The sequence below is a fragment of the Pararhizobium antarcticum genome, from assembly GCF_001885585.1.
Classification (GTDB): Bacteria; Pseudomonadota; Alphaproteobacteria; order Rhizobiales; family Rhizobiaceae; genus Pararhizobium; species Pararhizobium antarcticum.
The window spans coordinates 47,700-72,271 of the sequence record NZ_LSRP01000118.1; the positions used below are offsets into that span (position 1 = coordinate 47,700).

A 24,572-nucleotide genomic window follows, 5' to 3' on the forward strand; every position below is an offset into this window, starting at 1 on the left:
GAGTCGTCAGATAGTTCCGAACCACGCCGTCGGTCACGAAAAAAGGCCGCAGCTTGCGCTGCGACCTCGAAGTCCCGATGTCGATGTGGCCCCGGACTATTCGCGTTCGCCCGTGAAATACAGCAGCAGCTGGAAAATATTGACGAAGTTGAGGAACAGCGAGAGGGCGCCGAAAACGGCGATCTTCTGCTGCGATTCCTGGTCGAAGTTTTCAGCATACTGCTGCTTGATGTTCTGCGTGTCCCAGGCGGTGAGACCGACGAAGACGGCGATACCGATCAGCGAGATCGCAAACTGCAGCGCCGAAGAGCCGAGGAAGATGTTGACGACCGAGGCGATGACCACCCCGATCAGGCCCATCATCAGGAACGATCCGAACTGCGCGAGGTCCCGCTTGGTGACGTAGCCGTAAAGGCTGGTCGCACCGAACATGGTCGCTGCAATGAAGAAAGTGCGTGCGATGCTGGCGCCGGTGAACACCAGGAAGACCGACGCGAGCGAAAGGCCCATGACGGCGCAGAAGGCCCAGAACATCGTCTGCGCGGTTGCGGCCGACATCGTCTGGATCTTGAACGAGAAGAACAGCACGAACGCCAGCGGCGCAAGCATCACCACCCATTTCAGCGGCGAAGAGAAGATCGGCACATAAAGCGCCGGCGTGTTGCCGATGACGAAGGCAACGATGCCGGTGATGAGCAGGCCGGCGCCCATGTAGTTGTACACACGCAGCATGTGCTTGCGCAGGCCCTCGTCGAATATTGCCCCCGACTGGGCGGTTGTTGCGCCGAGGCGCTGTTCGTTCTGGTACATGAAGGTCTCCTTTGTTGACTCAGTAAAGGGTTTTCGACAGGTCGCGGGCCTCTGCCGCGAGTGTCGCATCCGGCACGCTCGAGACGAGCGCATAGGCGACTTCGCCGATCTGCCAATAGGCAGCTTCGGCGTCGGAAAGATTGACGTCGGTGACGTTCTCGACCGCGAAGAAACCGGGCCGGACGGCAAACAGCGACAATTGCCCGCCACCCTCGACGGCGATTGCCATTTCGACGCTGGGACCGAAATCCGAGGGGAAGATCTGCACATCGGCGACCTTCCAGTTTCCTGGCAGTTTCGGCATGACGATGGCGGTTGCCGCGCGGATGTCTTCTGCGTCGTAGCCGGGGGCTTCGCGCTGCGACGTCATGCTGGCGCGCAGCAGGCTGGTGTTGTGCGCGCGGATGGCTTCCTCAACATAGGCTGGCGCATGCACGGAGGCGTTCACCGCAGTCGCGTTGAAGGGCCCGATCTGCGAGCTGGCGACCCAGCCGGTGGTCACGAGGATGCCGATGGCAGCAATCCGCTGCAGGGTCGCCCATGTCCGACGCATCGACAGATTGCTTTCCAGACGGCGGGCGGCCTCACGGGTCTCGGCGCGGTGCGGGGCGTCGTGCTCGCCAATCGCAATGCGAAGCGTGCTGCGGATCTCCAGGTCGGCCATGATGCGCGCTGCTTCCGCCGGGTTTTTCGACAGGTGGCTTTCCACGCGGATACGGGCGCCTGGTGCCAGCCTGTTGTCGACATAGGCGTCGAGGTCGCTTTCAAGGATGGGATCCGGATTAATCATTGTTGCCTCCGACAAGCTTCAGATGGGCTTGCGATGCGGGTGTGTTCTCAAAGGCGCGGAGTTTTGCGCGGGCGCGCGAGACGCGCGACATCAGCGTGCCCACGGGAATGCCAAGCGCCTTGGCGGCATCCTCATAGGAAAGGTCCTCGATGGCGACGAGGTGCAGGGCCTCGCGCTGCTCGTCCGGCAGGTCGAAAAACGCGTTGCGGATCTGGCCAAGCCGAACCACGGTTTCCTGATCCGCCGGGATCGAGACATCCGCTTCTTGCAGCACGGCATCGTCGCGGCGCTGCTGCGCGCGCGCCGACCGTCTGCCGTCGACATGGGTGTTGTGCAGGATGGAGAGAAGCCAGGCGCGAAGATTGGCGCCGGTATGGAAGGTGACGCGGCGCTCATAGGCCTTGACCAGCGTATCGTGGACAAGGTCTTCCGCATCGTTCGGATTGCGCACGAGCGAGCGGGCGTACCGCCTGAGAGCGGTGAGCTGGCCGAGCACGTCGAACGGGCGGTTTTTCGAGTCCATACAAGAGTATACGAGACGCGATCGCTTCTCATTCCATCCGCGCGAAAATATTTTCGACCGGTCCGCATCAACGCTTTCGAACTGTGTCCTAGGCCAGACTCGACGTCAGCGCCGCAAGCACGAGATAACGCCCGATCTTGGCGATCGATACGAGAAGCAGGAACATGGGAAAGGGCTCCTTCAGCACGCCCGCCACGATGGTGAGCGGGTCGCCAACGATCGGCAGCCAGCTTCCGAGCAGTGACCACTTGCCATATCGGCGATACCAGGCCTGCGCCTGTTCGAGTTTTTCAGCCGAGACCGGAAACCAGCGCCGGTCGCGGAAACGCTCGATACCGCGTCCGAGAATCCAATTTATGATTGCGCCGAGAATGTTGCCCAGGCTGGCGACGACAATCAGGAGTGTGGGAGAATGGTTGCCGCCGAGCAGCAATCCGACCAGCACGGCTTCGGACTGCATCGGCAGAATCGTAGCCGCTACCAGTGCGGAGAGAAACAGCCCGGCATAGGCGGCAAGATCCGCCATCAGGGTGCCGTCGTCGAGAAGGGCGGCGTGGTTACCTGCGCTTTAAGCCCCTGCCATCCCTCATGATCGCCGGTTTCGCCTCGAAGACCGTTCCCGCATCGGGCAAACCCGCGCGCGGCATCAATGACGGGGCGCCGTTGTCTGTGTCTTTGCCGGTTTGTGATGTGGTCGCGTGGGCCATGCCGGGGGTCTGTCATCAGCCTATGCTATCGTCGTGGTTTTGAGAGGACAAGTTCTACCGACCTCTGTCCCGTCTCGGATACCGGCGACGATATGCTTTTGCTCAGGTGCGGGCATGTCCTGAGATGCTGGCGGTGGCGGGGCTCGATGCCCGATGCGGGACGAGCGCGATGCTGCAGATGGTTGCGATGAGCAGGCCGATAAAAATAAAGCCGAGCGGCATGGTTCTGATCTTCATTCGCAACAGTACCCCATCTTTCAGCAAGGATCGCACGACGAACCTGTCAGCCTGCTGTCAGGGGTCCGATGTCGAGGCGCGCCTTTGACGCGCCTCGAATTCGCGACATCCTCAGACGATGAAGAAGTCTGCGCTCGTCAGCGCGAGGTTGGTGCCGACGGTGGCGAAATGCACGCTGCCGCCGCTGGCGCTTCCATTGCTGTCGAAGAAGATCTTGCCGGTGTCGCTTTCGTAGATGATCCGGTCATTGCCATCGCCGGCGAAGCCCGTGGTGTTCTTGACGAATTGCGCGGCGCTCAGGGTGCCGGTTCCGGCAACGGTCGTGAAGATGGCGTTGTCGATCTGGATCGTATCGTCGATGACGTTGAAGTCGGTGATGCGATCGACATTGGTCGAGGCATTGAGGGCTGTCTTGAACAGGAATTTGTCGGCGCCGGTTCCACCGGTCAGCACGTCCTTGCCGAGACCGCCGTTCAGCGTATCGTCGCCACTGCCGCCGTTCAGGGTGTTGGCGGCGCTGTTTCCTGTCAGCGTGTTGGCGGCACTGTTGCCTGTGCCGTTGATCGCATTGCTGCCAGTCAGCGTCAGTTTTTCGACGACGCCGCCGAGTTTGGCGCTTTGCTCCAGGCTGAAGCTGATGGAGGACTTGACCGTGTCGATGCCGGCACCGCCATCGTTGAGTTCGTCGACGATGTCGCCGCTGTTCTGGACGATATAGGTGTCGTTGCCCGCGCCGCCGATCATTTCGTCGGCGCTGGTGCCGCCGTCCAGCGTATCGTTGCCGGCGCGACCGACCAGCAGGTCGCTGCCACCGCGGCCCTTGAGCACATTGTTGACCGAAGAGCCGAAGATGGTGTCGCCGACATTGGTGCCGGTGGCATTTTCGATGCTGGAGAACTCTTCGATCCGGATCGCGCCGGTGTTTGCAAAATTCTGTGCCAGGTCGATGGTTACGCCCGATCCGCCGAGAACGTTGCTTTCGTCGCGCAGTTCATAGCTCAGCGTGTCCGTGCCGGCGCCGCCGCTGAAGAAATTCTGCCAGCCTTCGGAGATGAACGTGTCGTTGCCGTCTTCGCCGAAATAGACGCTGTTTGACGTCGAAACCGCGATCGTGTCGTTGCCGTCGCCACCGAAGACGCGGTCGAAACCTTCGCCGGTCAGGGCAAAGCCATTGCCAACATAGGTGTCGTTGCCGGCGCCCAGACGGATCTCGTTGCCGCCTTCAAAGCGGTTGTCGACGATGTCGTTGCCGCTACCGGCATCGACGAAATTGTCGCCGCCGAGATTGCCGACGAGGTTGAGGATGATGACATCATCGCCGCCGAGCGCGTTGACGATGATCTCTGACCGATTGTCCTGGACGATCCGGTTTGCGCTGTTGTTTCCTGTAATCGTGACACCCATGATCTTCGTCCTCAATTCGTGTTCAACATGGGCAGAAACTAGCAGCTGATTTCAGTATGCGCTGTTCCTGATGGAACAGGAAAGCGATCCATTTTTGGGGTGCTGCCGCGACGGAGTGGCTCCGCCTCTTGTGGCCTATCCTTCGCTCATCATCTCCGTCCCTCCCGTCAGGCGCCCCACAAGGCTTTGGCGGATGCGCCCGACATCGCGCAAAGGCGGGGCGCCGAACTGGCGCGTGTATTCGCGACTGAACTGCGACTGGCTCTCATAGCCGACCCGATGCCCGGCCGATCCGGCATCAAGCATGTCCTCAAGCATCAGCCGGCGTGCCTCCTGCAGCCGCAGTTGCTTCTGATACTGCATAGGGCTCATGGCCGTGATCGCCTTGAAATGATGGTGCAGAGACGAGACGCTCATGCTCACCCTGTTTGCCAGTTCCTCAATTCTCAAAGGCAGGGCGTAGTGGTCCCTCAGCCAGCTGCAGGCGCGGCTCACCTGATGTGACTGGCTTTCGGCAATGGCCATCTGTCGCAATCGCGCGCCCTGCGGACCTGTCAGCAGGCGATAGACAAGCTCCTGCTCGATCAGCGATAAAAGGGCGGGGATGTCGTGGGGGCGGTCGAGCAGGCGAAGCATGCGGATGGCCGCATCCCGCAGATCCGTCGTCACCGGGCTGACGGCCATGCCGCGGGCGGCCGGTCCGGGCAGCGGGCCCGTCACGCCTGTCTGCGCAATGAGGTTGGGAAGGCGCCCTGTATCGATCTGGAAGGACATGCTGAGATAGGGCCGTTCCGGCGATGCCTCGACGATCCTGGTGATGACGGGAAGATCGAGCGCCGTCAGCAGGTAGTCCGAACCACTGTAGCGATAGGTCTCTTCGGCCAGCGTCACCTGCTTGGTGCCCTGGGCAATCAAGGCGAGGCTGGGTCGGTAGGCGCCGCAGGCGGGCATGTCCAATGTCGATCGACGATACAGGTTCAGGCCCTGGATTGCCGTTGTATGATCACCATCCGTTTTGGCGAAACGGGCAATAAGATCAATCAGTTCCTGTTGGCGGGATTGTCGTTCTTCCGTCATATTGAGACGTCTTTCCAGTGATTTAGGCTGAGGCTTGCTAGGGGCACATTAGTATTGTTGCTGGCTTTTTGCAAAAGCTGCTGTAATCCTTTTGCAGGATCATGCAAGAATTTTGCAGGATTGAACTAACGGTTTGCTTTTGGCCTGTGCATAGTGGATCGCGGGGAAGAGGCGCGCCCGGTGCCTCGTCTTGCACGACCCCGAACCAACATCAAAGGAAAACAAAATGGCCCAGGCAAGAGGATATGCGGCGACCGATGCGTCGAAACCGCTCCAGCCTTACACCTTCGAACGGCGCGAACCCAATGATGACGACATCGTCATCGACATCAAGTTCTCCGGCATCTGCCATTCGGACATTCATCAGGCCCGCAACGAGTGGGGCAACTCCAACTATCCCATGGTGCCCGGCCATGAGATCGCCGGCATCGTCACGGCGGTCGGATCCAAGGTGACGAAATTCAAGGTCGGCGACCGTGCCGGCGTTGGCTGCTTCGTCAACAGCTGCACCCAGTGCGCCACCCGCGATGTCGACATCGAGCAGTACATGCCGGGTCTTGTCGGCACCTATAATGCCTTCGAGGCCGATGGCGTCACGCCGACCTATGGCGGCTATTCCGACAGCATCGTCGTCAAGGAAGGCTATGCGCTGTCGATCCCGGAAAACCTGGCGCTTGATGCCGCAGCGCCGCTGCTGTGCGCAGGCATCACGCTGTATTCGCCGCTGATGCATTGGAAGGCCGGTCCCGGCAAGAAGGTCGCGATCGTCGGTATGGGCGGGCTTGGCCATATGGGCGTTAAAATTGCCCACGCCATGGGAGCGGATGTAACCGTGCTCAGCCAGTCGCTGTCGAAGAAGGAAGATGGCCTCAAGCTCGGTGCCGATCACTATTACGCCACCAGCGATGCCGAAACCTTCAAGGCGCTGGCCGGAACGTTCGACCTGATCCTGTGCACGGTGTCGGCCGAGATCGACTGGAACGCCTATCTCGGGCTGCTCAAGGTTGATGGTTCGCTGGTGCTTCTCGGTATACCCGAAAATGCCGTTCCGGTTCATGCCTTCTCGCTGGTGCCGGGCCGAAAGAGCATTTCGGGCTCGATGATCGGCTCGATCAAGGAAACCCAGGAAATGCTGGATTTCTGCGGCAAACACAACATCGTCTCGGAAATCGAGCTGATCCGCATGGACCAGGTCAACGAAGCCTATGAACGCGTCATCAAGAGCGATGTTCGCTACCGCTTCGTCATCGACATGGCGACATTGTAAGGCGTTAGGCGTTAGGCAATAGCCAGTAGGAATTGGTGAAGGGGTGTCTTTGTAACGAAGGCGCCCGCACCCTGTTTCTACTGCCTACTGCCTACTGCCTACTGCCCACTTACCCCAGCGGCAGCGGCCCGTCGTTCTTGATCTCTTCCATCACCGCATAGGTGCGGGTTTCCTTTACGCCCGGAAGCGTCCAGAGAACCTGGCCGAGAAAATTGCGATAGGCGATCATGTCCTCGAAGCGGGTCTTGACGAGATAGTCGAAGCCACCGGCCACCATATGGCATTCGAGCACGGACGGCGCCTGCTTGATGGCGGTAGCGAACTTGTCGAAGACTTCGGCCGTGGTCTTGTCGAGCATGACCTCGATGAAGACCAGCAGGCCGAAGCCGAGCTTGTGCGGATCCAGGCGCGCGCCGAAGCCCGAGACGAAGCCCTCTTTCAGCAAGCGGCGCAGGCGTTCGCTGGTTGCGGTCGGCGACAGGCCGATGCGGTCGGCAAGTTCGAGATTGGTGATCCGCCCGTCGGCCTGCAGGATATGGAGTATCCGGCGGTCGATCTTGTCTATCTCGTACATGCGCCTCCCTTTCCTGCCTTCAAGCAGCCAGACGGGTTTCTGCGAGCTTGACCCAGTACGATATGCCGTGCGGGATCGCCTCGTCGTTGAAATCGTAGTTCGGATTGTGCAGGCCGGCGGTGTCGCCATTGCCCATGAAGATGAAGGCACCCGGGCGCGACAGCAGCATGTAGGAAAAGTCCTCGCCGCCCATCATCGGGTCAATGTCCGAGATGACCTTGGCTTCGCCGGCAATGTTTGCCGCCGCCGCGATCGCATGGGCCGTCTCCGTGCGGTGATTGACGGTGACCGGATAGTTGCGGCCGTAGCGGACCTGCACCGTGGCACCAAAGGCGGCTGCGATGTTTTGCGAAATCTCGCGGATGCGGATTTCGGCCATGTCGCGCACATCGGCGCGCAGCGTCCGCACGGTGCCGGCGAGAACAGCCTGTTCGGGAATCACGTTGTGGGCAAAACCGGCGTTGAACTTGGTGACCGAGACGACGACCGAGGCAAGCGGATCGGCGGTCCGGGACGGAATTGTCTGCAAGGCGCTGACGATCTGCGCGCCGATGACGATCGGGTCGATGGTCCGGTGCGGCTGGGCGGCATGGCCACCGCGGCCCTGCAGACTGATGGTGAATTCGTCGGTCGAAGCCATGATCGGCCCGACACGCGTGCCGAATTCTCCCACCGGCATGCCTGGCATGTTGTGCATGCCGTAGACTTCGGCGATGGAGAAGCGCTCCATCATGCCGTCCTTGACCATCTCGTTGCCGCCGCCGCCGCCCTCTTCGGCAGGCTGGAAGATGACGGCGACAGCGCCCTTGAAATTGCGTGTTTCCGAGAGATACTTGGCTGCGCCCAGCAGCATGGCGGTGTGACCGTCATGACCGCAGGCATGCATTTTTCCAGGGGTCGTCGATGCCCAGGCGACGCCGCTGGTTTCGGTCATCGGCAGCGCATCCATGTCGGCGCGCAGGCCGATGGTGCGACCTTCACCGAGATTGCCGCGGATCAGGCCGACGACGCCGGTGCGCCCGAGGCCTTTCACGATTTCGTCAACGCCAAACTCGCGCAGTTTCATTTCGACGAAGGCTGCCGTATTTTCCACCGCGAACATCAGTTCGGGCCTGGTGTGCAGATGGCGGCGCCACTCGGCGACTTCGCTCTGGAGTTCGGCAGCTCTGTTCAGAATGGGCATGTTTCGTTCCTGTGGATCCGGTACGGTCAGGGTCGTCCAGCGTGATTTTGCCATCGGTATGGATAGGATGGCCTTTGCCATCACCCTGCCATATAAGGTAAATAGCCGGACGATACGAGGCAATTCCCGAAATTTGAAGGTTGGATTGTGGTGAAAAGTCGAATTTGGATGGGCGGCAAGCTCAAAGGACTGGGTGTCTTGGCCGGCGCCTGCGCATCTCTTCTGCTGGCAATTGGCCCTGCGGGTGCCAATCCACGGCTGGTGGTTGACGTCAACTCGCTGAAGGTTCTGGAGCATGAGGACATTTTCCAGAAATGGTATCCGGCATCGCTGACCAAGCTGATGACCGCCTATACGACCTTCCGTGCCATCAAGTCGGGGCGTATCACGCTCGAAACGCCGGTGGTGATGACCAAGAATGCGGCTGCGGAACCGGCGAGCAAGATGTATTTCAAGCCCGGCCAGGCCCTGACACTCGACAACGCCTTGAAGATGATGCTGGTCAAGTCGGCAAATGACGTGGCGGTGGCCATTGGCGAAACGGTCAGCGGATCGGACGCAGCCTTCATCCAGCAGATGAACGCCGAGGCGCTGCGGATCGGCATGACGTCATCACGCTTCATCAATGCCAACGGACTTCCCGGGGCCGGCCAGTACACGACGGCGCGGGATCTGGCGGTGCTAGCCATCACGATCAAGCGGGAGTTTCCGCAGTATTCGGGCTATTTCGCGCTTGAGGGCTTCACCACGGGCAAGAAGAACTTTCCCAACTACAACATGCTGATCGGTCGCTTCGACGGTGCAGACGGCATGAAAACCGGCTTCATCTGCGCTTCGGGTTTCAATCAGGTGTCTTCCGCGACCCGCAACGGCCGCAGCGTCGTTTCCGTCGTTCTGGGGGCAGATAGTCTTGGCGGCCGTGCGGACGAATCAGCACGATTGCTGCAGATGGGCCTGACCAGCAGCGGAGCCGGCAGCCCCGGGCTTGGCAAGATTGCGCCCTATGGCCCAACCCGCGACAGCGTGACCGATATCAGCAAGCAGATCTGCTCGAAGGCGGCCGCCAAAATCCGCAGCGAAGGTCGTGATGAGGTTGGGCGCCAGAAGCTTCTGTCTCCCTATATTCACGAGATCAACCGGCCGCTGAAGCTGGTCTATGCCGGTCTCATCCCGGGGGCAGAAACCCAGTCAGCGAAAGGCGCACAGGCGCAATCCGCAGCCGCACAAGGCGACGTCGCCAATGTACCGATCCCTGTTCCACGCCCGGCATACTGACCGGCGCTCCGCATTCCTCGGCAACGTCTTCATCGGATAGCATCATGAGCCTGACATCTTCGGCCGTTCCGGTCTCCATCCTCACCGGATTTCTCGGCGCGGGCAAGACGACCTTGCTCAACCGGCTCCTGAAGGATCCGGACCTGAGCGATACGGCGGTGATCATCAACGAGTTCGGCGACGTGTCGATCGATCATCTCCTGGTCGAGGCCTCCAGCGACGGTGTGATCGAACTGTCCGACGGATGCCTCTGCTGCACGGTGCGCGGCGAACTGGTCGATACGCTGGCCGACCTTATGGACCGGATGCAGACCGGAAAGATCAAACCGCTGAAGCGCGTCATCATCGAAACGACGGGGCTTGCCGATCCTGCACCGGTCTTGCAGTCGGTCATGGGCAATCCGGTGATTGCGCAGAGCTATCGGCTGGACGGCGTCGTTACGGTCGTCGATGCGGTCAACGGGCTGGCGACGCTGGGCAATCACGAGGAAGCCGCAAAACAGGTCGCTGTCGCCGATCGGCTTGTCATCAGCAAATCGACGCTGGCCGCCTCCGGTGTGGTCGAAGCGCTGAAGGCGCGCCTGCGGCAGCTCAACCCGCGTGCGGAAATGATCGATGGCGATCTGCCCGAGGCCGGCAAGGCCGAACTCTTCCATTGCGGCCTCTACGATCCCGCGACCAAGATCGCCGATGTCGATCGCTGGTTGCAGGACGAGACCGCAGCCAGTCACGGCCATGACGATCATCACGATCATGGCGACGCGCACGATCATGCGCATTGCGACCATGATCATCACCATCATCATGACGCAAACCGGCACGGCGCGGATATCCGCTCTTTCTCGATCGTCCATGATCGGCCGATCGACCCGATGGCGCTCGAGATGTTTATCGATCTCCTGCGCTCAGCGCATGGCGAAAAGCTTTTGCGGATGAAGGCGGTTGTCTCGATGTCCGACAATCCGGACCGGCCGCTGATCCTGCATGGTGTGCAAAGCGTTTTTCATGCGCCGCAACGGCTGGCCGCCTGGCCGGATCCGGCCGATCGCCGCACCCGCATGGTGCTGATCACGAAGGACCTGCCTGAAGCCTTCGTGCGCGATCTGTTCGATGCCTTTACCGGCCGTCCGGCCGTCGACCGCCCGGACGCGAAAGCGCTGTTTGATAATCCGCTTGCGGTGCCGGGCCTGAAGATCTGACGGTTTGCCGGCTGTGTGAAATCAGACGATCGAGTGATCGACGATGACGATCGCCTTGCCGAGCGAACAGGTCTCCACCCGCGCCTCGACGCGGTAGACATCGCGCAGCATGGCCGCGGTGACGACCGTGCTGGTCGGGCCGCTTGCCGCCATTGACCCGTTGGCAATGACGATCGTGTTTTCGCAATAGCGGAGCGCATGGTTGAGATCGTGCAGCGCGATCAGCACCGACATGCCGCTTTCGGCCGCCAGCGCCTTCATGAAGCCGAGCACCTCGATCTGGCGAAACAGGTCGAGCGCTGACGTCGGTTCGTCCATCAAGAGGACTTCCGGCTTGCGGATGAGGGCCTGCGCGATCGAGACCAGCTGGCGTTGTCCGCCGGACAGTTCGCCCAGTCCGCGAAAGGCGAGGTCCTCGATCCGTAGCGCCTTCAGCGTCCGGTCGATCTCGTGCAGCTCGCTATCGCTGACCCGCCAGCCTGATCCTTGTTTGGAGGCGAGCAGCACCGATTCGTAGACCGTGAGAACGGCATTGGCGTCGGTATCCTGCGGCATGTAGCAAATCGTCTCCGGGCCTTTCAGCGTATCGGAGAGGATGACGGTGCCCGGGCCCGGGGAGAGGCCGGCGATGCGCTTGAACAGCGTCGATTTCCCGGCGGCATTCGGACCGATCACCGCCGTCATGCTGCCGCCGGTCAGGATGTCTGTGTCAACATCCGACAGCACGGTCACCCGGCCATATTTCGCGCCGACGCCCTTGAGTGTCAGGGCTACCATGCGCGCCTCCTGTTGGTGAAGATCAGCACGAAGAAGAACGGCACGCCGACGAGTGCGGTGATCACCCCGATCGGCAGGATCGCACCCGGTATCAGCACCTTCGAGACGACCGAGGTCGACGACAGGAGAAGCGCACCGCAGAGGACGGATGCCGGAAGGAAGAAACGCTGGTCCTCGCCGACCAGCATGCGGGCGATGTGGGGGCCGACCAGTCCGACAAAACCGATCGTACCGACGAAGGATACGGGGATAGCGGCCAGAAGGCTGACCGTGAGCATGGTTTGCAGGCGCAACCGGCGCACGTTGATCCCCAGGCTTGCAGCCTTGTCTTCGCCCAGGCGCAGCGCCGTCAAGGCCCAGGCCTGTCGGGCAAACAGCGGTATCGCAAAAATCAGGACAGCACCGGTGATCCAGACCTTTGGCCAGGTTGCCTTTGTCAGGCTGCCCATGGTCCAGAAGACGACGGCGGCCAGCGCCTGTTCCGAGGCGAGATATTCGAGCAGTGACAGAAGCGCATTGAATGTGAAGACCAGCGCGATGCCGAGCAGCACGATGGTCTCGACCGTGACGCCACGCATGGTCGATGCAAAGTGGATGAACAGCGCGGCTGCCATGGCCATCAGGAAGGCGTTGATCGGGATCATGTACTGGACGGCGCCCGGGAAGATCGCAACGCCGCCAACGAGACCGAGGGCTGCGCCAAAGCCTGCCGCTGCGGATATGCCGAGCGTAAAGGGACTGGCCAGCGGATTGGCAAGAATCGTCTGCATCTGCGCGCCGGCCAGCGAAAGCGACGCGCCGACGGTGATGGCCATCAGGGCGATCGGCATGCGGATATCCCATATGACGACGCGCAACTGGTCGCCGACCGTTTCGGCATGGAACAGCGATGTCAGCACTTCGCTCAAGGTGTAGTTTGCCGGGCCGAGCGCCATGTCGATGGCGAGGCTGAAAAACAGGGCGAGCAAAAGCACGCCGATGAGCATGATGCGGCGGAAAGCCAGGGCGCGGTATTGACCGCGCCCCGACATCGTCTCGATGGTTTCAGTGGCGACAGCCATCGGTTATTCGTCCTTCAACGAGACGAAATAGCCGGGCTTGTAGTCGAGCGGCAGGAAACGCGCATGCAGTTCCTTGAAGGTGGCTTCCGGATCCAGATCCGCAAACAGGTCCGGATGCAGCCATTTCGCGATCTCCTGAATGGCCACGAACTGGTAGGGATTGTTGTAAAACTGATGCCAGATGGCGTGGATATTGCCGTCCTTCACCGCCTTGATGCCGGTAAAGGCCGGGCGCTTCGTCAGGTTGTCGAGCTTGCGACGAGCTTCCGTGAGGTCGGCGCCATAGCCGACACCGACCCAGTTGCCACCGGGCACATAACCCTGCCAGTTGCCGCCAGTGATAATGACCTGATCAGGATTGGCGGCGATGATCTGCTCCGGATTGACCGCGCCGAACGTGCCCGGAATAATGTCCTTGGCCATGTTCCTGCCACCGGCGATCTCGACCATCTTGCCGAAATTCTCGTTGCCGAAGGACATGCAGCAATCGGCGGAATAGCCGCCGGCGCGTTCGACGAAGACAAGCGGCTCGACCGGCTTTTTCGCGGCCAGAACGGAGGTCACCTTGGCGATGCTGTCGGCGCGGAACGTGATGAAGTCCTCGGCCTTTTCTTCCTCTCCGAGAAGCTTGCCCATGATGCGCATGCTGGCCTCGGTGTTTTCCATCGGCTTTTCGCGGAAGTCGATATAGACGAGCGGAATGCCGACCTTGCCGAGCTTTTCGATAAAGCCGGCTTCCTCGGTCGCCGTCTTGGCGTCGAGGTTCATGATGATGACATCGGGCTTCAGGGCAACGGCCTGTTCGACGTCGAACGTGCCGTCCTTCATGCCGCCGAATGTCGGCAGCGTGGCGATATCGGGATATTTCGCGAGATAGGCCGCATAGCTTTCCGGATCGGCCTTGGGCAGGTCGTCCCGCCAGCCGACGATCCGCTTGAACGGTTCGTCACGATCCAGAGCCGCGACGAAATAGATCTGCCGGCCTTCGCCCAGGATCACATGTTCGACGGGGACGCTGACTTCGACATCGCGACCGGTCACGTCCTTGATGATGACCTTCTCACCGGCCAGTACAGGCGTGGAAAAAAGCGCGCAGAAACCCAGGGCGGCCAGGGCCGCCTTGTAAACTATCGTCATGGTTTTGAACTCCGTCTCAGAAACTGGGCGGTTTCTAAATTTCTTGATCTTGACAGTCAAGTTTTATCTTTTAGAAGGCTTCTACATTGAAGCTGGTCGAATTTACCCAGGCAGTCCTGAATGAGTGATGTATCCGAAGTCCAAAATTACCGCCTGCGCGACGAGATCAAGGCCTATTGGTCCGAGCGCGCCGCCACCTTCGACCTGTCGCCGGGGCACGAGATCTTCTCAGAGGAGGAACGTGCCGCCTGGCATCGCCTGTTCACCCAGCATCTCGGTGAAGGCGACGGGCGAAAGGCGCTCGACCTTGCCAGCGGCACCGGAGTGATCTCGCATCTGATGGACGATCTGGGTTTCAAGGTCACTGGCCTCGACTGGTCCGAGCCGATGCTGGCGCTGGCAAGAGCCAAGGCCACAGCACGGGCGCGCGCCATATCCTTCCGCATGGGGGATGCGGAAAACACCATGGAGCCGGACGATCACTATGATGTTGTCGTCAATCGCCATCTTGTCTGGACGCTCGTTGATCCGGCCGGTGCGTTTGCGGAGTGGTTGCGCGTGCTGAAGCCCGGTGGCATCCTTTTGATCATTGATGGCGATTTTGTCGCGACCACGCTTCGCGAGCGCATCCTGTCGCGGTTGGCGGGATGGGGACAGCAACTTGGCTGGCTGAAACGCGATACAGCCAGCCTGCCGCAAGAGATGATGGATATCCACCGCAGCATCCTGTCGAGGGTCTATTTTCGGGATGGCGCGCGCGCCGACGCGGTCTCTGATCTGCTGGCTGGCTCGGGCTTCGAGGGCATCACAATCGATACACGCCTCGGCGATATCCACCGGACGCAGGCCAGGAACTGGAACATGCTGAAGGGCATGGTCCGCAAGTCGCAGCACCGATACGCCATTCGCGCCGTCAAACCGGCGCGCGCCGTTTAGGCCTTTCTGATCAGAAACCTGTGCCCGCCGTCGATCGCTTCCGATCGCTCCATCGCATGGCCGTCCTCGTGGCAGAAATGCGGGATGTCGATCACCGCCAGCGGATCGGTTGTTTCTACAGCAATGAGGCTGCCGGGTGCAAGCGACTGCATGCGCTTGCGGGTCTTCAGCACGGGCAGGGGGCATTTCAGCCCCTTGAGATCGTAGGTCGCGACTGTAGTGTCGGGCATCAATTGCCCCATATTTTCCAGAACGGCTTTTTCTTCGGCGCCTCTTCCGTTGCCGCCTGTTCAACGGGCGGACCGGCTGTCGCCGCTTCGCCGTTTGCCGCCGTCGCGACACTTTGGTCGCCGACCACCGGCTGCGCCGTCACGGGTCTGCTAGTCTTGGTTGTGGCTTCCGGCTGTTGGTCTGGTTTTGCGGTACCGACCGTCGACGCTGAAGATTCGGCGGGCGCGGCATCGATCGGGGCCTGGGCCGCTGCCTGCGGTTCTTGCGCTGCCTTGCGCGAAAACAGACTGCCGAAGAAACCCTTTCTGGACGATCCCTGCGCTGCGCCCTGATCGATGGCCGCTTGCTCGACAGGCCGCGCCATCGGGTTTTCCTGCGGCACAGGCACGGACTTGCCGTTGCGTGTGGTCTTTTCGAGTTCGGCCTTCTGGAGTTCGATCGCCTTCTTGGCTTCTTCCAGTTCGGCGCGGCGGGCCATCTGTTTTTCGAGGTCAGCGACCTTCATCAGCTTGCCGGCGTCGAGCGACGATCCGGTTGGCGCATAGGCCAGTTCCTTGCCGACGCGCTGCTTCGCGACGATCGCCTTGCGCTCGGCCTCGGACGGCTCGTACCAGACCATGCCCTCGTATTTCGACATCGCCTTGGCGTAGTCGGCATCATACTTCTTGTTGTAGGCGGCAAGAGCCGACTGCATGGCCGCCGGCGTCGACATTGCCGGGCACTGGCCGGTGGGCGAAAACTTGCCGTCGGTCTGCTGGTTGAAGATGTATTTCTTCTCGCAGACATTGACTTCCGGCGGGCGCTTGGAAATTTCGAACTGGTCGTAGCCGGGCTTCAGCATGTTCCAGAACTGGATATGCGGGCTGTTGCGGTGACGCGCCATGTTTTCCGCCGTCATGCGGAAGGGTAGGGACTGCAGCTGGATGGCCTGCTGCCCGCCCTTGTAGGCATCCCGTGCCAAGGCAAAGATTTCCTGCATCTGCTCGTCGGTCATCGAATAGCAACCGGATGACGAGCAGGCGCCGTGGATCATCAGGTTGGAGCCATGCCGGCCGTTCGACTGGTCGTAGCGATTGGGATAACCGGTGTTGATAGCGAGATAATAGCTCGAATTCGGGTTCATCTGTCCGGGTGAAATCGGATAGAACCCTTCCGGCGCCTGTCGATCGCCTTCCTTCAGCTTCGGCCCGAGCTTGCCCGACCAGGCGCAGATCTTGTACTGGCGCAGCATTTCGAAGCGGTTGGCCGTATTGGCCTTCCAGACTTCCAGAACGCCTTCTTCCTTGAAGATGCGCAGCATGATCGGCGAGGTCTTGGCCATGCTCATGGCCTGCATCTTCTGCACGATCTTTCCGGAGAGCTGGTAATCGACCTTGCTGGAGACCTTGGTGAGATCGACGTCCACGGTGTCGAGGGCTTCATTGGCCGTGCAGCCGGCAAGGCCGGCAGCCACGATCGAAACGGCGAAGAGATGTGTCAAGCGCATCAGCAATAGCCCATCATGCAGAACGTTCGGATACGGCGGGTGCCCGCAAAGGGTTGGCCGTGGAATCATTACCGTGCTTATACTTCACAAAAACTTACCGTGGCACCCTCTACCCTGGCACCCCAGCCTTACCCCAAGCCGTTTCCAGAGCGCAGGAATATGGCCAAGGTTTGGCCGTCGGCGCATTTCGCGCTCTGTCGTTCGTTGCCGTTGCCGCCAAATGCTAGAGCTGGCGGCCGATGCTCAGATATTTCTGGCGGCGGTCGGAGCGCAACTGGTCTCCGGTGCGCGCCGACAGTTCCTTCAGCGTATCGGCGATGATCGTTCCTGTACGGTCGATAACGCCCTGCGGATCGCGATGAGCGCCGCCGACCGGCTCCGGAATGATGCCGTCGATGACGCCGAGCGATTTCAGGTCCTCGGCGGTGATCTTCATGTTTGTCGCCGCTTCCTTGGCGCGCGTGGAATCGCGCCAGAGGATCGAGGCTGCACCTTCCGGCGAGATGACGCTGTAGATCGCGTGTTCGAGCATGTAGACGCGGTTGCCGGTGGCAATGGCGATCGCGCCCCCCGAGCCGCCTTCGCCAAGCACCACGGAGATGATCGGGACGCGCACGTTCAGGCACATTTCGGTCGAGCGCGCGATGGCTTCCGCCTGGCCACGCTCTTCCGCGCCGATGCCCGGATAGGCGCCGGCCGTATCGATCAGCGTAATCAGCGGCAGGCCGAAGCGGTCGGCCATTTCCATGACGCGGATTGCCTTGCGGTAGCCCTCGGGCCGGGCGCTGCCGAAATTGTGCTTGATGCGCGACTTGGTGTCGTTGCCCTTTTCCTGGCCGATGATGGCAACGGGCGTGCCGCGGAAGCGGGCAAAGCCGGTCTGGATCGCCTCGTCATTGCCGAACTTGCGGTCGCCGGCGAGCGGCGTGAATTCTGTGAACAGGGCGGATGCATAATCCGTGAAGTGCGGGCGCTGCGGATGCCGCGCGACCTGCGTCTTCTGCCAGGGGTTCAGCTTGGAGTAGATATCGGCCATCGCATCGCGCGACCGCACCTCCAGCCGTTCGATTTCGTCAGCGGTGTCGATGCTCTCGTCCTCGCTGGCAATCTTCTTCAACTCGTGAATCTTGCCTTCGAGATCGGAGATTGGTTTTTCGAAATCGAGATAATGATGCATGGTCTGCGTTTCCGATCCTGTAGCGCCAATGGCCGCTTGCTCTGTGATCCCAGTGTTCCTGGCCAAGGGTTATGGCGCCCCTAATCCTGTTTTTTTGCCTGTTTGGCAAGAGGGTGATGGTTTTGAACCAGCTGATGCAGCCGTTCTTCAAGCACATGGGTATAGATTTGTGTCGTTGAAATGTCCGAATGGCCAAGCAGTTCCTGCACGGCGCGAAGATCTGCGCCATTGGCAAGAAGGTGGCTCGCAAACGCATGGCGCAGCACATGCGGTGATATGGCGGCGACCCGGATGCCGGCCCGCGCCGCCAGATCCTTCAGGTCACGGGCAAAAACCTGACGCGGCAGGTAACCGGCCTTGCCTGACGATGGAAACAGCCAGGGGCTGTCGGGCTGCGGGTCCTTCCGGCTTTCCTTATCCCCAGCCTTGTCCCTGGCGGCCTGCTCGGCCACATCGCGCGACAAAGCCTGTCCATAGGCCTGCATGGCCCGGATGGCGCTGTGCGACAGCGGCACCATCCGTTCCTTGTTGCCCTTGCCACGAACGACGAGGAACCGCCCGTTCTGCGACAGGACGGAGGCTGGTAACGAGACGAGTTCGCTGACCCGCATGCCGGTCGCGTAGAGAAGCGCGATCAGCGCATGCATCCGCATTTTGGCGAGTGTATCGCCGCCGACCTGTTCGGCTTCGGTTTCCGCCTGGCCGATGAGCCGCGACACGTCGTCGATGCTCAGCACCTTGGGCAGCGACCGGGCCTTCTTGGGCGCATCGAGCACGCCGGTCGGATCGTCGGTGCGCAGACCCTCTGCATAGAGAAACTTGTAGAACTGCCGCAGCGCCGACAGCTTTCGGGCCTGGGACGATGCCTTGAAGCCCTGTCCGGCCAAGTGGCTGAGATAGGCGCGCAGGTCGTCGCTGCCGGCTTCGTTGAGCCGCACCTTGCGCGCTTTCAGGAAGGAATGCACGTCCTCAAGGTCGTGTTCGTAAGAGACAAGCGTATTGTTGGCGGCGCCGCGTTCGGCGCTCATCATTTCGAGGAAGGATTCGAGATGGGCGGCGGAAAGATCCATCATGGCGTCTCGTTGATCCGTTCCGAGGGGATGCGGATCGTCACATCGCGTTCGACGGGGTCGACGAAGGTCACCAGTGCCAGCATGGTTCCATAGATGCTCCCGGCGATCAGCGCGCAGATGAACAGGAAGCGGAACAGGGTCGGCATTTCAAACTCCTCGGGCAAGCCAACTATATGACCATGGCGGCCACCAAGTGCAAGAAGCGTCGTGTTTCCATGCCTTTGCGGGCCGTCCGTCTTGACGCTTCCTGCTGTTTTGTCGATACCGTTGCGAAACGGGGAATAACAAACGGCATGAATGACGTCATCGAGCCTGTTTCGGAAACGCTGGTGGAGCGGGCAAAGACGGTCCTCGGCCGGAGAAACCTTGTCTTCGTCGGCCTGATGGGTGCCGGCAAGTCGGCGATCGGTCGCATGACCGCGACGCTGCTCAATATCCCGTTTGTCGATTCCGACCATGAGATCGAACGCGTTTCCCGAATGACCATCAGCGAACTTTTCGCAGCCTATGGCGAAGAGGAGTTCCGGTCGCTGGAGGGGCGCGTGATCAAGCGGCTGCTGCATTCGGGCCCGCGGGTGGTTTCCACCGGTGGCGGGGCCTATATCAACGAGCGGACGCGCCGGCATATCAAGAAGAACGGGCTCTCCGTCTGGCTGAGTGCTGATCTCGACGTGCTGTGGCAGCGGGTCAACAAGCGCGATACCCGTCCGCTGCTGAAGACCGAAAACCCGAAACAGACGCTCGAAAACCTGATGAACGCACGCTACCCTGTTTATGCCGAGGCGGACCTGACCGTCGTCTCGCGCGATGTGAAGAAAGAGGTCATGGTGGACGAGGTCCTCGCCGCCATCGCCGCCATGCCGAAGAAGTGACATTATGAATAGCCGTGCCATCGTAAAACCCAAACGCACCGTTCGCGTCGAGCTGGCCGACCGGTCCTATGACATCCTGATCGGTCCGGGTCTGATCGCGTCGGCCGCGAATGAGATCGCATCGCGGCTCAAGGGCAGGCGCATGGCCGTCATCACGGACGAGAATGTCGGCGCGCGCTACCTGGCACCGTTGATGGACAGTCTGGCGGCAAGCGGTATCGATGCGGTATCCTTGGTTCTGCCGGCCGGCGAAAAGACCAAGAGCTTCGAGCATCTGATTCCCGTCTGCGAGACCATCCTTGGTGCGCGGATCGAGCGCAATGATGCGGTGATCGCCCTTGGCGGCGGCGTGATCGGCGACCTCACCGGCTTTGCTGCCGGCATTGCGCGTCGCGGGTCGCGCTTCATCCAGATCCCGACCTCGCTGCTGGCGCAGGTCGACAGTTCGGTCGGCGGCAAGACGGGCATCAACTCGCCGCATGGCAAAAACCTGATCGGCGTGTTCCACCAGCCCGATCTTGTGCTGGCCGACACAGACGTGCTGGATACGTTAAGCCCGCGCGAGTTCCGTGCCGGTTATGCCGAGGTGGCAAAATACGGGTTGATCGACAAACCGGATTTCTTCGATTGGCTGGAGGCGAACTGGCGCGCTGTGTTTGCCGGCGGTGATGCCCGCATTGAGGCCATCGCCACCAGCTGCCAGGCCAAGGCCGACGTGGTCGCGGCTGACGAGCGCGAAAATGGCCGTCGGGCTTTGCTCAATCTCGGACATACCTTCGGACACGCGCTCGAGGCGGCGACACAGTATGATGGCAGTCGTCTGGTTCACGGCGAGGGTGTTGCAATCGGCATGGTGCTGGCGCATCGGTTTTCCGCGCGCATGAACCTGGCAAGCCCGGATGACGCGGCGCGGGTGGAAGCGCATCTGAAAGATGTTGGCCTGCCGACGCGGATGGGTGATATTCCGGGCGCGTTACCGCCTGTTGGAACGCTGATGGACGCGATTGCCCAGGACAAGAAAGTCAAGGGCGGGCAGCTCACCTTCATCCTGACGCGCGGCATCGGCCGGTCCTTTGTGGCCGACGACGTGCCGGCGTCGGAAGTAATTCGGTTCCTGGAGGAAATGCATCCGCGATGACAGTTGAAACCATACTTGCCTTCTTCGCCGAATACGGGATGACGATGTTGACCGTCATGGCTCTGTTGTTTTGTTCCGCATTCTTTTCCGGGTCGGAAACGGCGCTGACGGCAGCCTCGCGTGCGCGAATGCACACGCTTGAAAGCAACGGCGACAGCCGGGCCACCATCGTGACGGCGTTGATAACCCGGCGCGACAGGTTGATCGGTGCGCTTTTGATCGGCAACAATCTCGTCAATATCCTGGCCTCGTCGCTGACCACCAGCCTGTTTCTCGGTCTTTTCGGCAATTCCGGGGTCGCCATCGCGACCCTGGCAATGACGGTTCTGCTGGTAATTTTCTCCGAGGTATTGCCGAAAAGCTGGGCGATTGCCGCGCCAGACCGTTTTGCTCTTGTTGTCGCGCCCATTGTTCGCCCCTTCGTTGTCGTCGTCGGGCCACTTTCCAGTCTCGTCAATGGTCTCGTCCGGCGCATGCTTGCGCTTTTCGGCGTCAGCCTGTCGACGGAAACGTCGATGCTGACAGCGCATGAAGAATTGCGCGGCGCGGTGGATTTCCTGCATCGCGAAGGCTCGGTGATCAAGGCCGACCGCGACCGTTTGGGCGGCGTGCTCGATCTGGGAGAACTGGAAGTCTCCGACATCATGGTTCACCGCACGTCGATGCGCGCCATCAATGCCGATGATCCGCCGGAGGTTGCCGTCCGTGCGGTTCTGGAAAGTCCCTATACCCGCATGCCTGTCTGGCGCGGTTCGGTCGACAACATCATCGGTGTCGTGCATGCCAAGGATCTTTTGCGGGCGCTGGCCGAGCCGGAGGTCGAGCCTCAAAATCTCGACATCGTTCGCATCACCCAGAAGCCCTGGTTCGTGCCGGACACCACCAATCTCAAGGATCAGCTAAATGCCTTCCTGCGCCGCAAGGCACATTTCGCCATCGTGGTCGACGAGTATGGCGAGGTGCAGGGGCTCGTCACGCTCGAGGATATTCTCGAGGAAATCGTCGGTGATATCTCCGACGAACATGACATCGAAATCCAGGGTGTCCGTCAGGAAGCGGACGGTTCCATCGTGGTCGACGGCAATGTGCCGATCCGAGACCTGAACCGCGCGCTCGACTGGAACCTGCCGGATGACGAAGCAACAACGATTGCCGGCCTGGTCATCCATGAATCGCGGACAATCCCCGAAGAGCGACAGGCTTTCACCTTCTACGGCAAACGGTTCCTGGTGATGAAGCGTGTCAAGAACAGGATTACGCGCCTGCGCATCCGTCCGGCCGACGATCTTGCGGCCAGTGCCGCGGACATGGCTGTCTAGGGGGCAGGGCTGTCTAGCAGGCAGGGCTGTCTAGCGGGGGCAGGGCCGACTGAGCAGCCCGGGGGCGTGCCGCGGTCTGCGCCAGGCGCCCTGCGTATGCTCGCGGCTCCTGACGCTGTTGCAGACCGATCCGCTACCAGCGGGTTGTTTCCCCGGGAACGGCCGGTTCCAGCGCCAATGCGTGCAATCCGGCATCGATTTCCGTCTTCAAGACCTCGTTGATGGCGCGGTGGCGGGCGATCCGGCTCATGCCGGAAAAGGCGTTCGAGACGATGCGCACGCGCATGTGTGTTTCACCCGTGCCGTCGATGTCGGGATGATGTCCGGCATGCAGATGGCTCTCATTCAGCACGACCAGGCGATCCGGTGAAAAGGCCTGCGTCAATTTAGCTTCTATTCTGGTCTGGAGAGACATGTTTTGGTCCTGTTTCTCTGGCTTGTCCGGACAGGCGTGCGTTGACCGGAGTGGCCGTTTCGGGCGGCGTTTTGCGCGGCGCAAAATAGTCTCACAAAGCCTGCAACATTCCGGTTTGTCAATTCTTGTTGTGGCCCTCGCCACACTCCATAATTAGCGCCATGAAACTTGATTCAAAATACTTCGATGGTATCCGCACCAAGCGAAGGGTGAACCAGAAACCGGAGCCGATCGCGCCCCAATGCCAGTGGGACGGATGCCAGGAAAATGCTGTTCATCGTGCGCCGGTCGGGCGCAATGCGGAAAACCAGTATTTCATGTTCTGCTTCGAACATGTGAAGGAGTACAACAAGGGGTACAACTATTTCTCCGGCCTGTCCGACAACGAGATCGCCCGTTACCAGAAGGAGGCCGTCACCGGCCATCGCCCCACCTGGACGGTCGGTGTCAACAAGAATGCGAAGAACGCCCCCACGCAGTCGCAGCAGCGCTCCGGGAGCGCCGGCGCGCAGGCGCGGATGCGCGATCCTTTCGGTTTCGTCGAGCAGGCCCGCGCCCGCGCGCCGCGTCAGGAGCCAAGGGCGCGCAAGCTGAAGGCCCTGGAGGCAAATGCTTTCGAAACGCTCGGCCTGCATGGCAACGCCACGCCCGCGGACGTCAAGACGGCCTACAAGGAGCTTGTAAAAAAGCATCACCCGGATGCAAATGGCGGAGACAGGGGATCGGAAGATCGTTTTCGCGCCGTGATCCAGGCATATCAATTGTTAAAACAGGCTGGCTTCTGCTAGTAACGCACTTTAATAACCTTCCCCTTAAGCGAGCCGCGTTCAAGCGGACCGACTTGAACGTTCAACGCTTTCAAAGACGATTTACGGGAGCAGTATGGTTCCCGCGCTGGAGACATGATGAGCAAGGTAGACCTCGATATTTCCAACCTTCCCGATACGACTGTGTCCGTTCGCGAGGTTTTCGGCATCGATTCCGATATTCGCGTGCCCGCCTATTCCAAGGGCGACGCCTATGTCCCGGATTTCGACCCGGACTACCTGTTCGACCGCGAGACGACACTCGCCATTCTCGCCGGTTTTGCCCACAACCGCCGCGTCATGGTGTCCGGTTATCACGGCACCGGCAAATCGACGCACATCGAACAGGTCGCAGCGCGTCTGAACTGGCCCTGCGTGCGCGTCAACCTCGACAGCCATGTCAGCCGCATCGATCTCGTCGGCAAGGATGCGATCGTCGTCAAGGACGGCATGCAGATCACCGAATTCAAGGACGGCATCTTACCCTGGGCCTATCAGCACAATGTCGCGCTGGTCTTCGACGAATATGACGCCGGTCGTCCGGACGTGATGTTCGTTATCCAGCGCGTGCTCGAATCCTCCGGCCGCCTGACGCTGCTCGACCAGAGCCGTGTCATACGCCCGCATCCCGCCTTCCGCCTGTTTGCGACCGCCAACACGGTGGGTCTGGGTGATACAACCGGCCTCTATCATGGCACGCAGCAGATCAACCAGGCGCAGATGGACCGCTGGTCGATCGTCACAACGCTGAACTACCTGCCGCACGACAATGAAGTCGACATCGTCGCTGCCAAGGTCAAGGGCTTCACCAAGGACAAGGGCCGCGACACCGTCTCCAAGATGGTCCGCGTCGCCGACCTCACCCGTGCCGCCTTCGTCAATGGCGATCTGTCGACCGTCATGAGCCCGCGCACCGTCATCACCTGGGCCGAGAATGCGCATATCTTCGGTGATATCGCGTTCGCCTTCCGCGTCACTTTCCTCAACAAGTGCGACGAACTCGAGCGGACGCTGGTTGCCGAACACTACCAGCGCGCCTTCGGTGTCGAACTGAAGGAAAGTGCGGCCAATATCGTGCTTGAAGCGACGGCTTAAGTC

27 protein-coding genes are annotated in these 24,572 nt (G+C 60.7%); 9 read left to right on the forward strand and 18 right to left on the reverse strand.

The genetic code is table 11. The features are described from left to right. Positions 1–96: 96 nt before the first annotated feature. The 7 genes from AX760_RS20800 to AX760_RS20825 all read right to left on the reverse strand — a co-directional run bounded on the left by AX760_RS20800 (position 97) and on the right by AX760_RS20825 (position 5,548). Positions 97–810, reverse strand: a complete 714-nt coding sequence (locus AX760_RS20800; protein WP_071834912.1) for a Bax inhibitor-1/YccA family protein — start codon at positions 808–810, stop codon at positions 97–99. Positions 811–829: 19 nt separating this feature from the next. Next, entirely contained in the window at positions 830–1,600 is a 771-nt protein-coding gene (locus tag AX760_RS20805; protein WP_071834913.1) for an anti-sigma factor family protein, read from the reverse strand. Further along, positions 1,593–2,123, reverse strand: coding sequence for a sigma-70 family RNA polymerase sigma factor (locus tag AX760_RS20810; RefSeq protein WP_071834914.1), 531 nt, complete (start codon positions 2,121–2,123; stop codon positions 1,593–1,595). Before AX760_RS20810 ends, AX760_RS20805 begins: the two co-directional genes overlap by 8 nt. An 88-nt stretch (positions 2,124–2,211) precedes the next feature. After that, positions 2,212–2,649, reverse strand: coding sequence for a YqaA family protein (locus AX760_RS20815; RefSeq protein ID WP_071834915.1), 438 nt, complete (start codon positions 2,647–2,649; stop codon positions 2,212–2,214). A 283-nt stretch (positions 2,650–2,932) separates the two neighbouring features. Next, positions 2,933–3,067, reverse strand: a complete 135-nt coding sequence (locus AX760_RS27995; RefSeq protein WP_280950793.1) for a hypothetical protein — start codon at positions 3,065–3,067, stop codon at positions 2,933–2,935. 111 nt (positions 3,068–3,178) lie between these two features. Further along, positions 3,179–4,471 carry a calcium-binding protein gene (locus tag AX760_RS20820; RefSeq protein ID WP_071834916.1) on the reverse strand — a complete coding sequence of 431 codons (1,293 nt, stop codon included), beginning with the start codon at positions 4,469–4,471 and terminating at the stop codon, positions 3,179–3,181. 135 nt (positions 4,472–4,606) lie between these two features. Further along, on the reverse strand, positions 4,607–5,548 hold the full coding sequence (locus tag AX760_RS20825) for an AraC family transcriptional regulator (RefSeq protein ID WP_071834917.1): 942 nt from the start codon (positions 5,546–5,548) through the stop codon (positions 4,607–4,609). 226 nt (positions 5,549–5,774) lie between these two features. Here AX760_RS20825 and AX760_RS20830 point away from each other — a divergent pair, with 226 nt between their 5' ends. Next, positions 5,775–6,815, forward strand: a complete 1,041-nt coding sequence (locus tag AX760_RS20830; protein ID WP_071834918.1) for an NAD(P)-dependent alcohol dehydrogenase — start codon at positions 5,775–5,777, stop codon at positions 6,813–6,815. A gap of 109 nt (positions 6,816–6,924) precedes the next feature. Here AX760_RS20830 and AX760_RS20835 read toward each other — a convergent pair whose 3' ends face one another. Next, entirely contained in the window at positions 6,925–7,389 is a 465-nt protein-coding gene (locus tag AX760_RS20835; protein WP_071834919.1) for an Lrp/AsnC ligand binding domain-containing protein, read from the reverse strand. 19 nt (positions 7,390–7,408) lie between these two features. Next, positions 7,409–8,572 (reverse strand): M20 aminoacylase family protein, encoded by a 1,164-nt coding sequence (locus tag AX760_RS20840; RefSeq protein ID WP_071834920.1) that lies wholly within the window; start codon positions 8,570–8,572, stop codon positions 7,409–7,411. A 168-nt stretch (positions 8,573–8,740) separates the two neighbouring features. On the opposite strand from AX760_RS20840, the gene AX760_RS20845 reads away from it, so the two are divergent. Next, positions 8,741–9,847, forward strand: coding sequence for a D-alanyl-D-alanine carboxypeptidase family protein (locus AX760_RS20845; protein ID WP_071834921.1), 1,107 nt, complete (start codon positions 8,741–8,743; stop codon positions 9,845–9,847). Positions 9,848–9,891: 44 nt separating this feature from the next. Beyond that, entirely contained in the window at positions 9,892–11,046 is a 1,155-nt protein-coding gene (locus AX760_RS20850) for a CobW family GTP-binding protein (RefSeq protein WP_071834922.1), read from the forward strand. Between the two features lie 21 nt (positions 11,047–11,067). Here AX760_RS20850 and AX760_RS20855 read toward each other — a convergent pair whose 3' ends face one another. Genes AX760_RS20855 through AX760_RS20865 form a run of 3 tightly spaced genes read right to left on the reverse strand, consistent with a single transcriptional unit; the run spans position 11,068 to position 14,021 of the window. Then, a complete protein-coding gene (locus AX760_RS20855) occupies positions 11,068–11,823 on the reverse strand; it encodes an ABC transporter ATP-binding protein (RefSeq protein WP_071834923.1) in 756 nt (251 codons plus the stop codon). Beyond that, positions 11,817–12,884: a FecCD family ABC transporter permease gene (locus AX760_RS20860; RefSeq protein ID WP_071834924.1), complete on the reverse strand. Its 1,068-nt coding sequence runs from the start codon at positions 12,882–12,884 to the stop codon at positions 11,817–11,819. The genes AX760_RS20855 and AX760_RS20860 overlap by 7 nt, the downstream gene beginning before the upstream one ends. Before the next feature lie 3 nt (positions 12,885–12,887). Continuing rightward, positions 12,888–14,021, reverse strand: coding sequence for an ABC transporter substrate-binding protein (locus AX760_RS20865; protein WP_071834925.1), 1,134 nt, complete (start codon positions 14,019–14,021; stop codon positions 12,888–12,890). Between the two features lie 120 nt (positions 14,022–14,141). On the opposite strand from AX760_RS20865, the gene AX760_RS20870 reads away from it, so the two are divergent. Next, a complete protein-coding gene (locus tag AX760_RS20870) occupies positions 14,142–14,957 on the forward strand; it encodes a class I SAM-dependent methyltransferase (protein ID WP_071834926.1) in 816 nt (271 codons plus the stop codon). Here AX760_RS20870 and AX760_RS20875 read toward each other — a convergent pair. The 5 genes from AX760_RS20875 to AX760_RS26525 form a co-directional block, all read right to left on the reverse strand. Beyond that, positions 14,954–15,187: a sulfurtransferase TusA family protein gene (locus AX760_RS20875; protein ID WP_071834927.1), complete on the reverse strand. Its 234-nt coding sequence runs from the start codon at positions 15,185–15,187 to the stop codon at positions 14,954–14,956. The genes AX760_RS20870 and AX760_RS20875 overlap by 4 nt on opposite strands. Beyond that, the gene (locus AX760_RS20880; protein ID WP_071835070.1) at positions 15,187–16,674 is read right to left on the reverse strand and encodes a L,D-transpeptidase family protein; all 1,488 of its coding nucleotides are present in this window, start codon (positions 16,672–16,674) and stop codon (positions 15,187–15,189) included. Before AX760_RS20880 ends, AX760_RS20875 begins: the two co-directional genes overlap by 1 nt. A gap of 223 nt (positions 16,675–16,897) precedes the next feature. After that, positions 16,898–17,851: an acetyl-CoA carboxylase carboxyltransferase subunit alpha gene (locus AX760_RS20885; RefSeq protein ID WP_071834928.1), complete on the reverse strand. Its 954-nt coding sequence runs from the start codon at positions 17,849–17,851 to the stop codon at positions 16,898–16,900. Between the two features lie 80 nt (positions 17,852–17,931). Then, positions 17,932–18,924 (reverse strand): site-specific tyrosine recombinase XerD, encoded by a 993-nt coding sequence (locus AX760_RS20890; protein ID WP_071834929.1) that lies wholly within the window; start codon positions 18,922–18,924, stop codon positions 17,932–17,934. After that, entirely contained in the window at positions 18,921–19,070 is a 150-nt protein-coding gene (locus tag AX760_RS26525) for a hypothetical protein (protein WP_087149320.1), read from the reverse strand. The genes AX760_RS20890 and AX760_RS26525 overlap by 4 nt, the downstream gene beginning before the upstream one ends. A gap of 147 nt (positions 19,071–19,217) precedes the next feature. Here AX760_RS26525 and AX760_RS20895 point away from each other — a divergent pair, with 147 nt between their 5' ends. The 3 genes from AX760_RS20895 to AX760_RS20905 are packed head-to-tail and all read left to right on the forward strand — an operon-like array spanning position 19,218 to position 22,253. After that, a complete protein-coding gene (locus tag AX760_RS20895) occupies positions 19,218–19,796 on the forward strand; it encodes a shikimate kinase (protein WP_071834930.1) in 579 nt (192 codons plus the stop codon). Positions 19,797–19,800: 4 nt separating this feature from the next. Continuing rightward, on the forward strand, positions 19,801–20,934 hold the full coding sequence (aroB, locus tag AX760_RS20900) for a 3-dehydroquinate synthase (protein WP_071834931.1): 1,134 nt from the start codon (positions 19,801–19,803) through the stop codon (positions 20,932–20,934). Continuing rightward, a complete protein-coding gene (locus tag AX760_RS20905; protein ID WP_071834932.1) occupies positions 20,931–22,253 on the forward strand; it encodes an HlyC/CorC family transporter in 1,323 nt (440 codons plus the stop codon). The genes aroB and AX760_RS20905 overlap by 4 nt, the downstream gene beginning before the upstream one ends. Positions 22,254–22,386: 133 nt before the next feature. On the opposite strand, the gene AX760_RS20910 is transcribed toward AX760_RS20905, so the two are convergent. Then, complete coding sequence (locus AX760_RS20910; protein WP_071834933.1) at positions 22,387–22,668, reverse strand: BolA family protein; 282 nt, start codon at positions 22,666–22,668, stop codon at positions 22,387–22,389. 152 nt (positions 22,669–22,820) lie between these two features. On the opposite strand from AX760_RS20910, the gene AX760_RS20915 reads away from it, so the two are divergent. Both AX760_RS20915 and cobS read left to right on the forward strand, forming a co-directional pair. After that, positions 22,821–23,456 (forward strand): J domain-containing protein, encoded by a 636-nt coding sequence (locus tag AX760_RS20915; RefSeq protein WP_087149328.1) that lies wholly within the window; start codon positions 22,821–22,823, stop codon positions 23,454–23,456. A 117-nt stretch (positions 23,457–23,573) separates the two neighbouring features. Further along, complete coding sequence (gene cobS / locus AX760_RS20920; protein ID WP_071834935.1) at positions 23,574–24,569, forward strand: cobaltochelatase subunit CobS; 996 nt, start codon at positions 23,574–23,576, stop codon at positions 24,567–24,569. Positions 24,570–24,572: the final 3 nt, after the last annotated feature.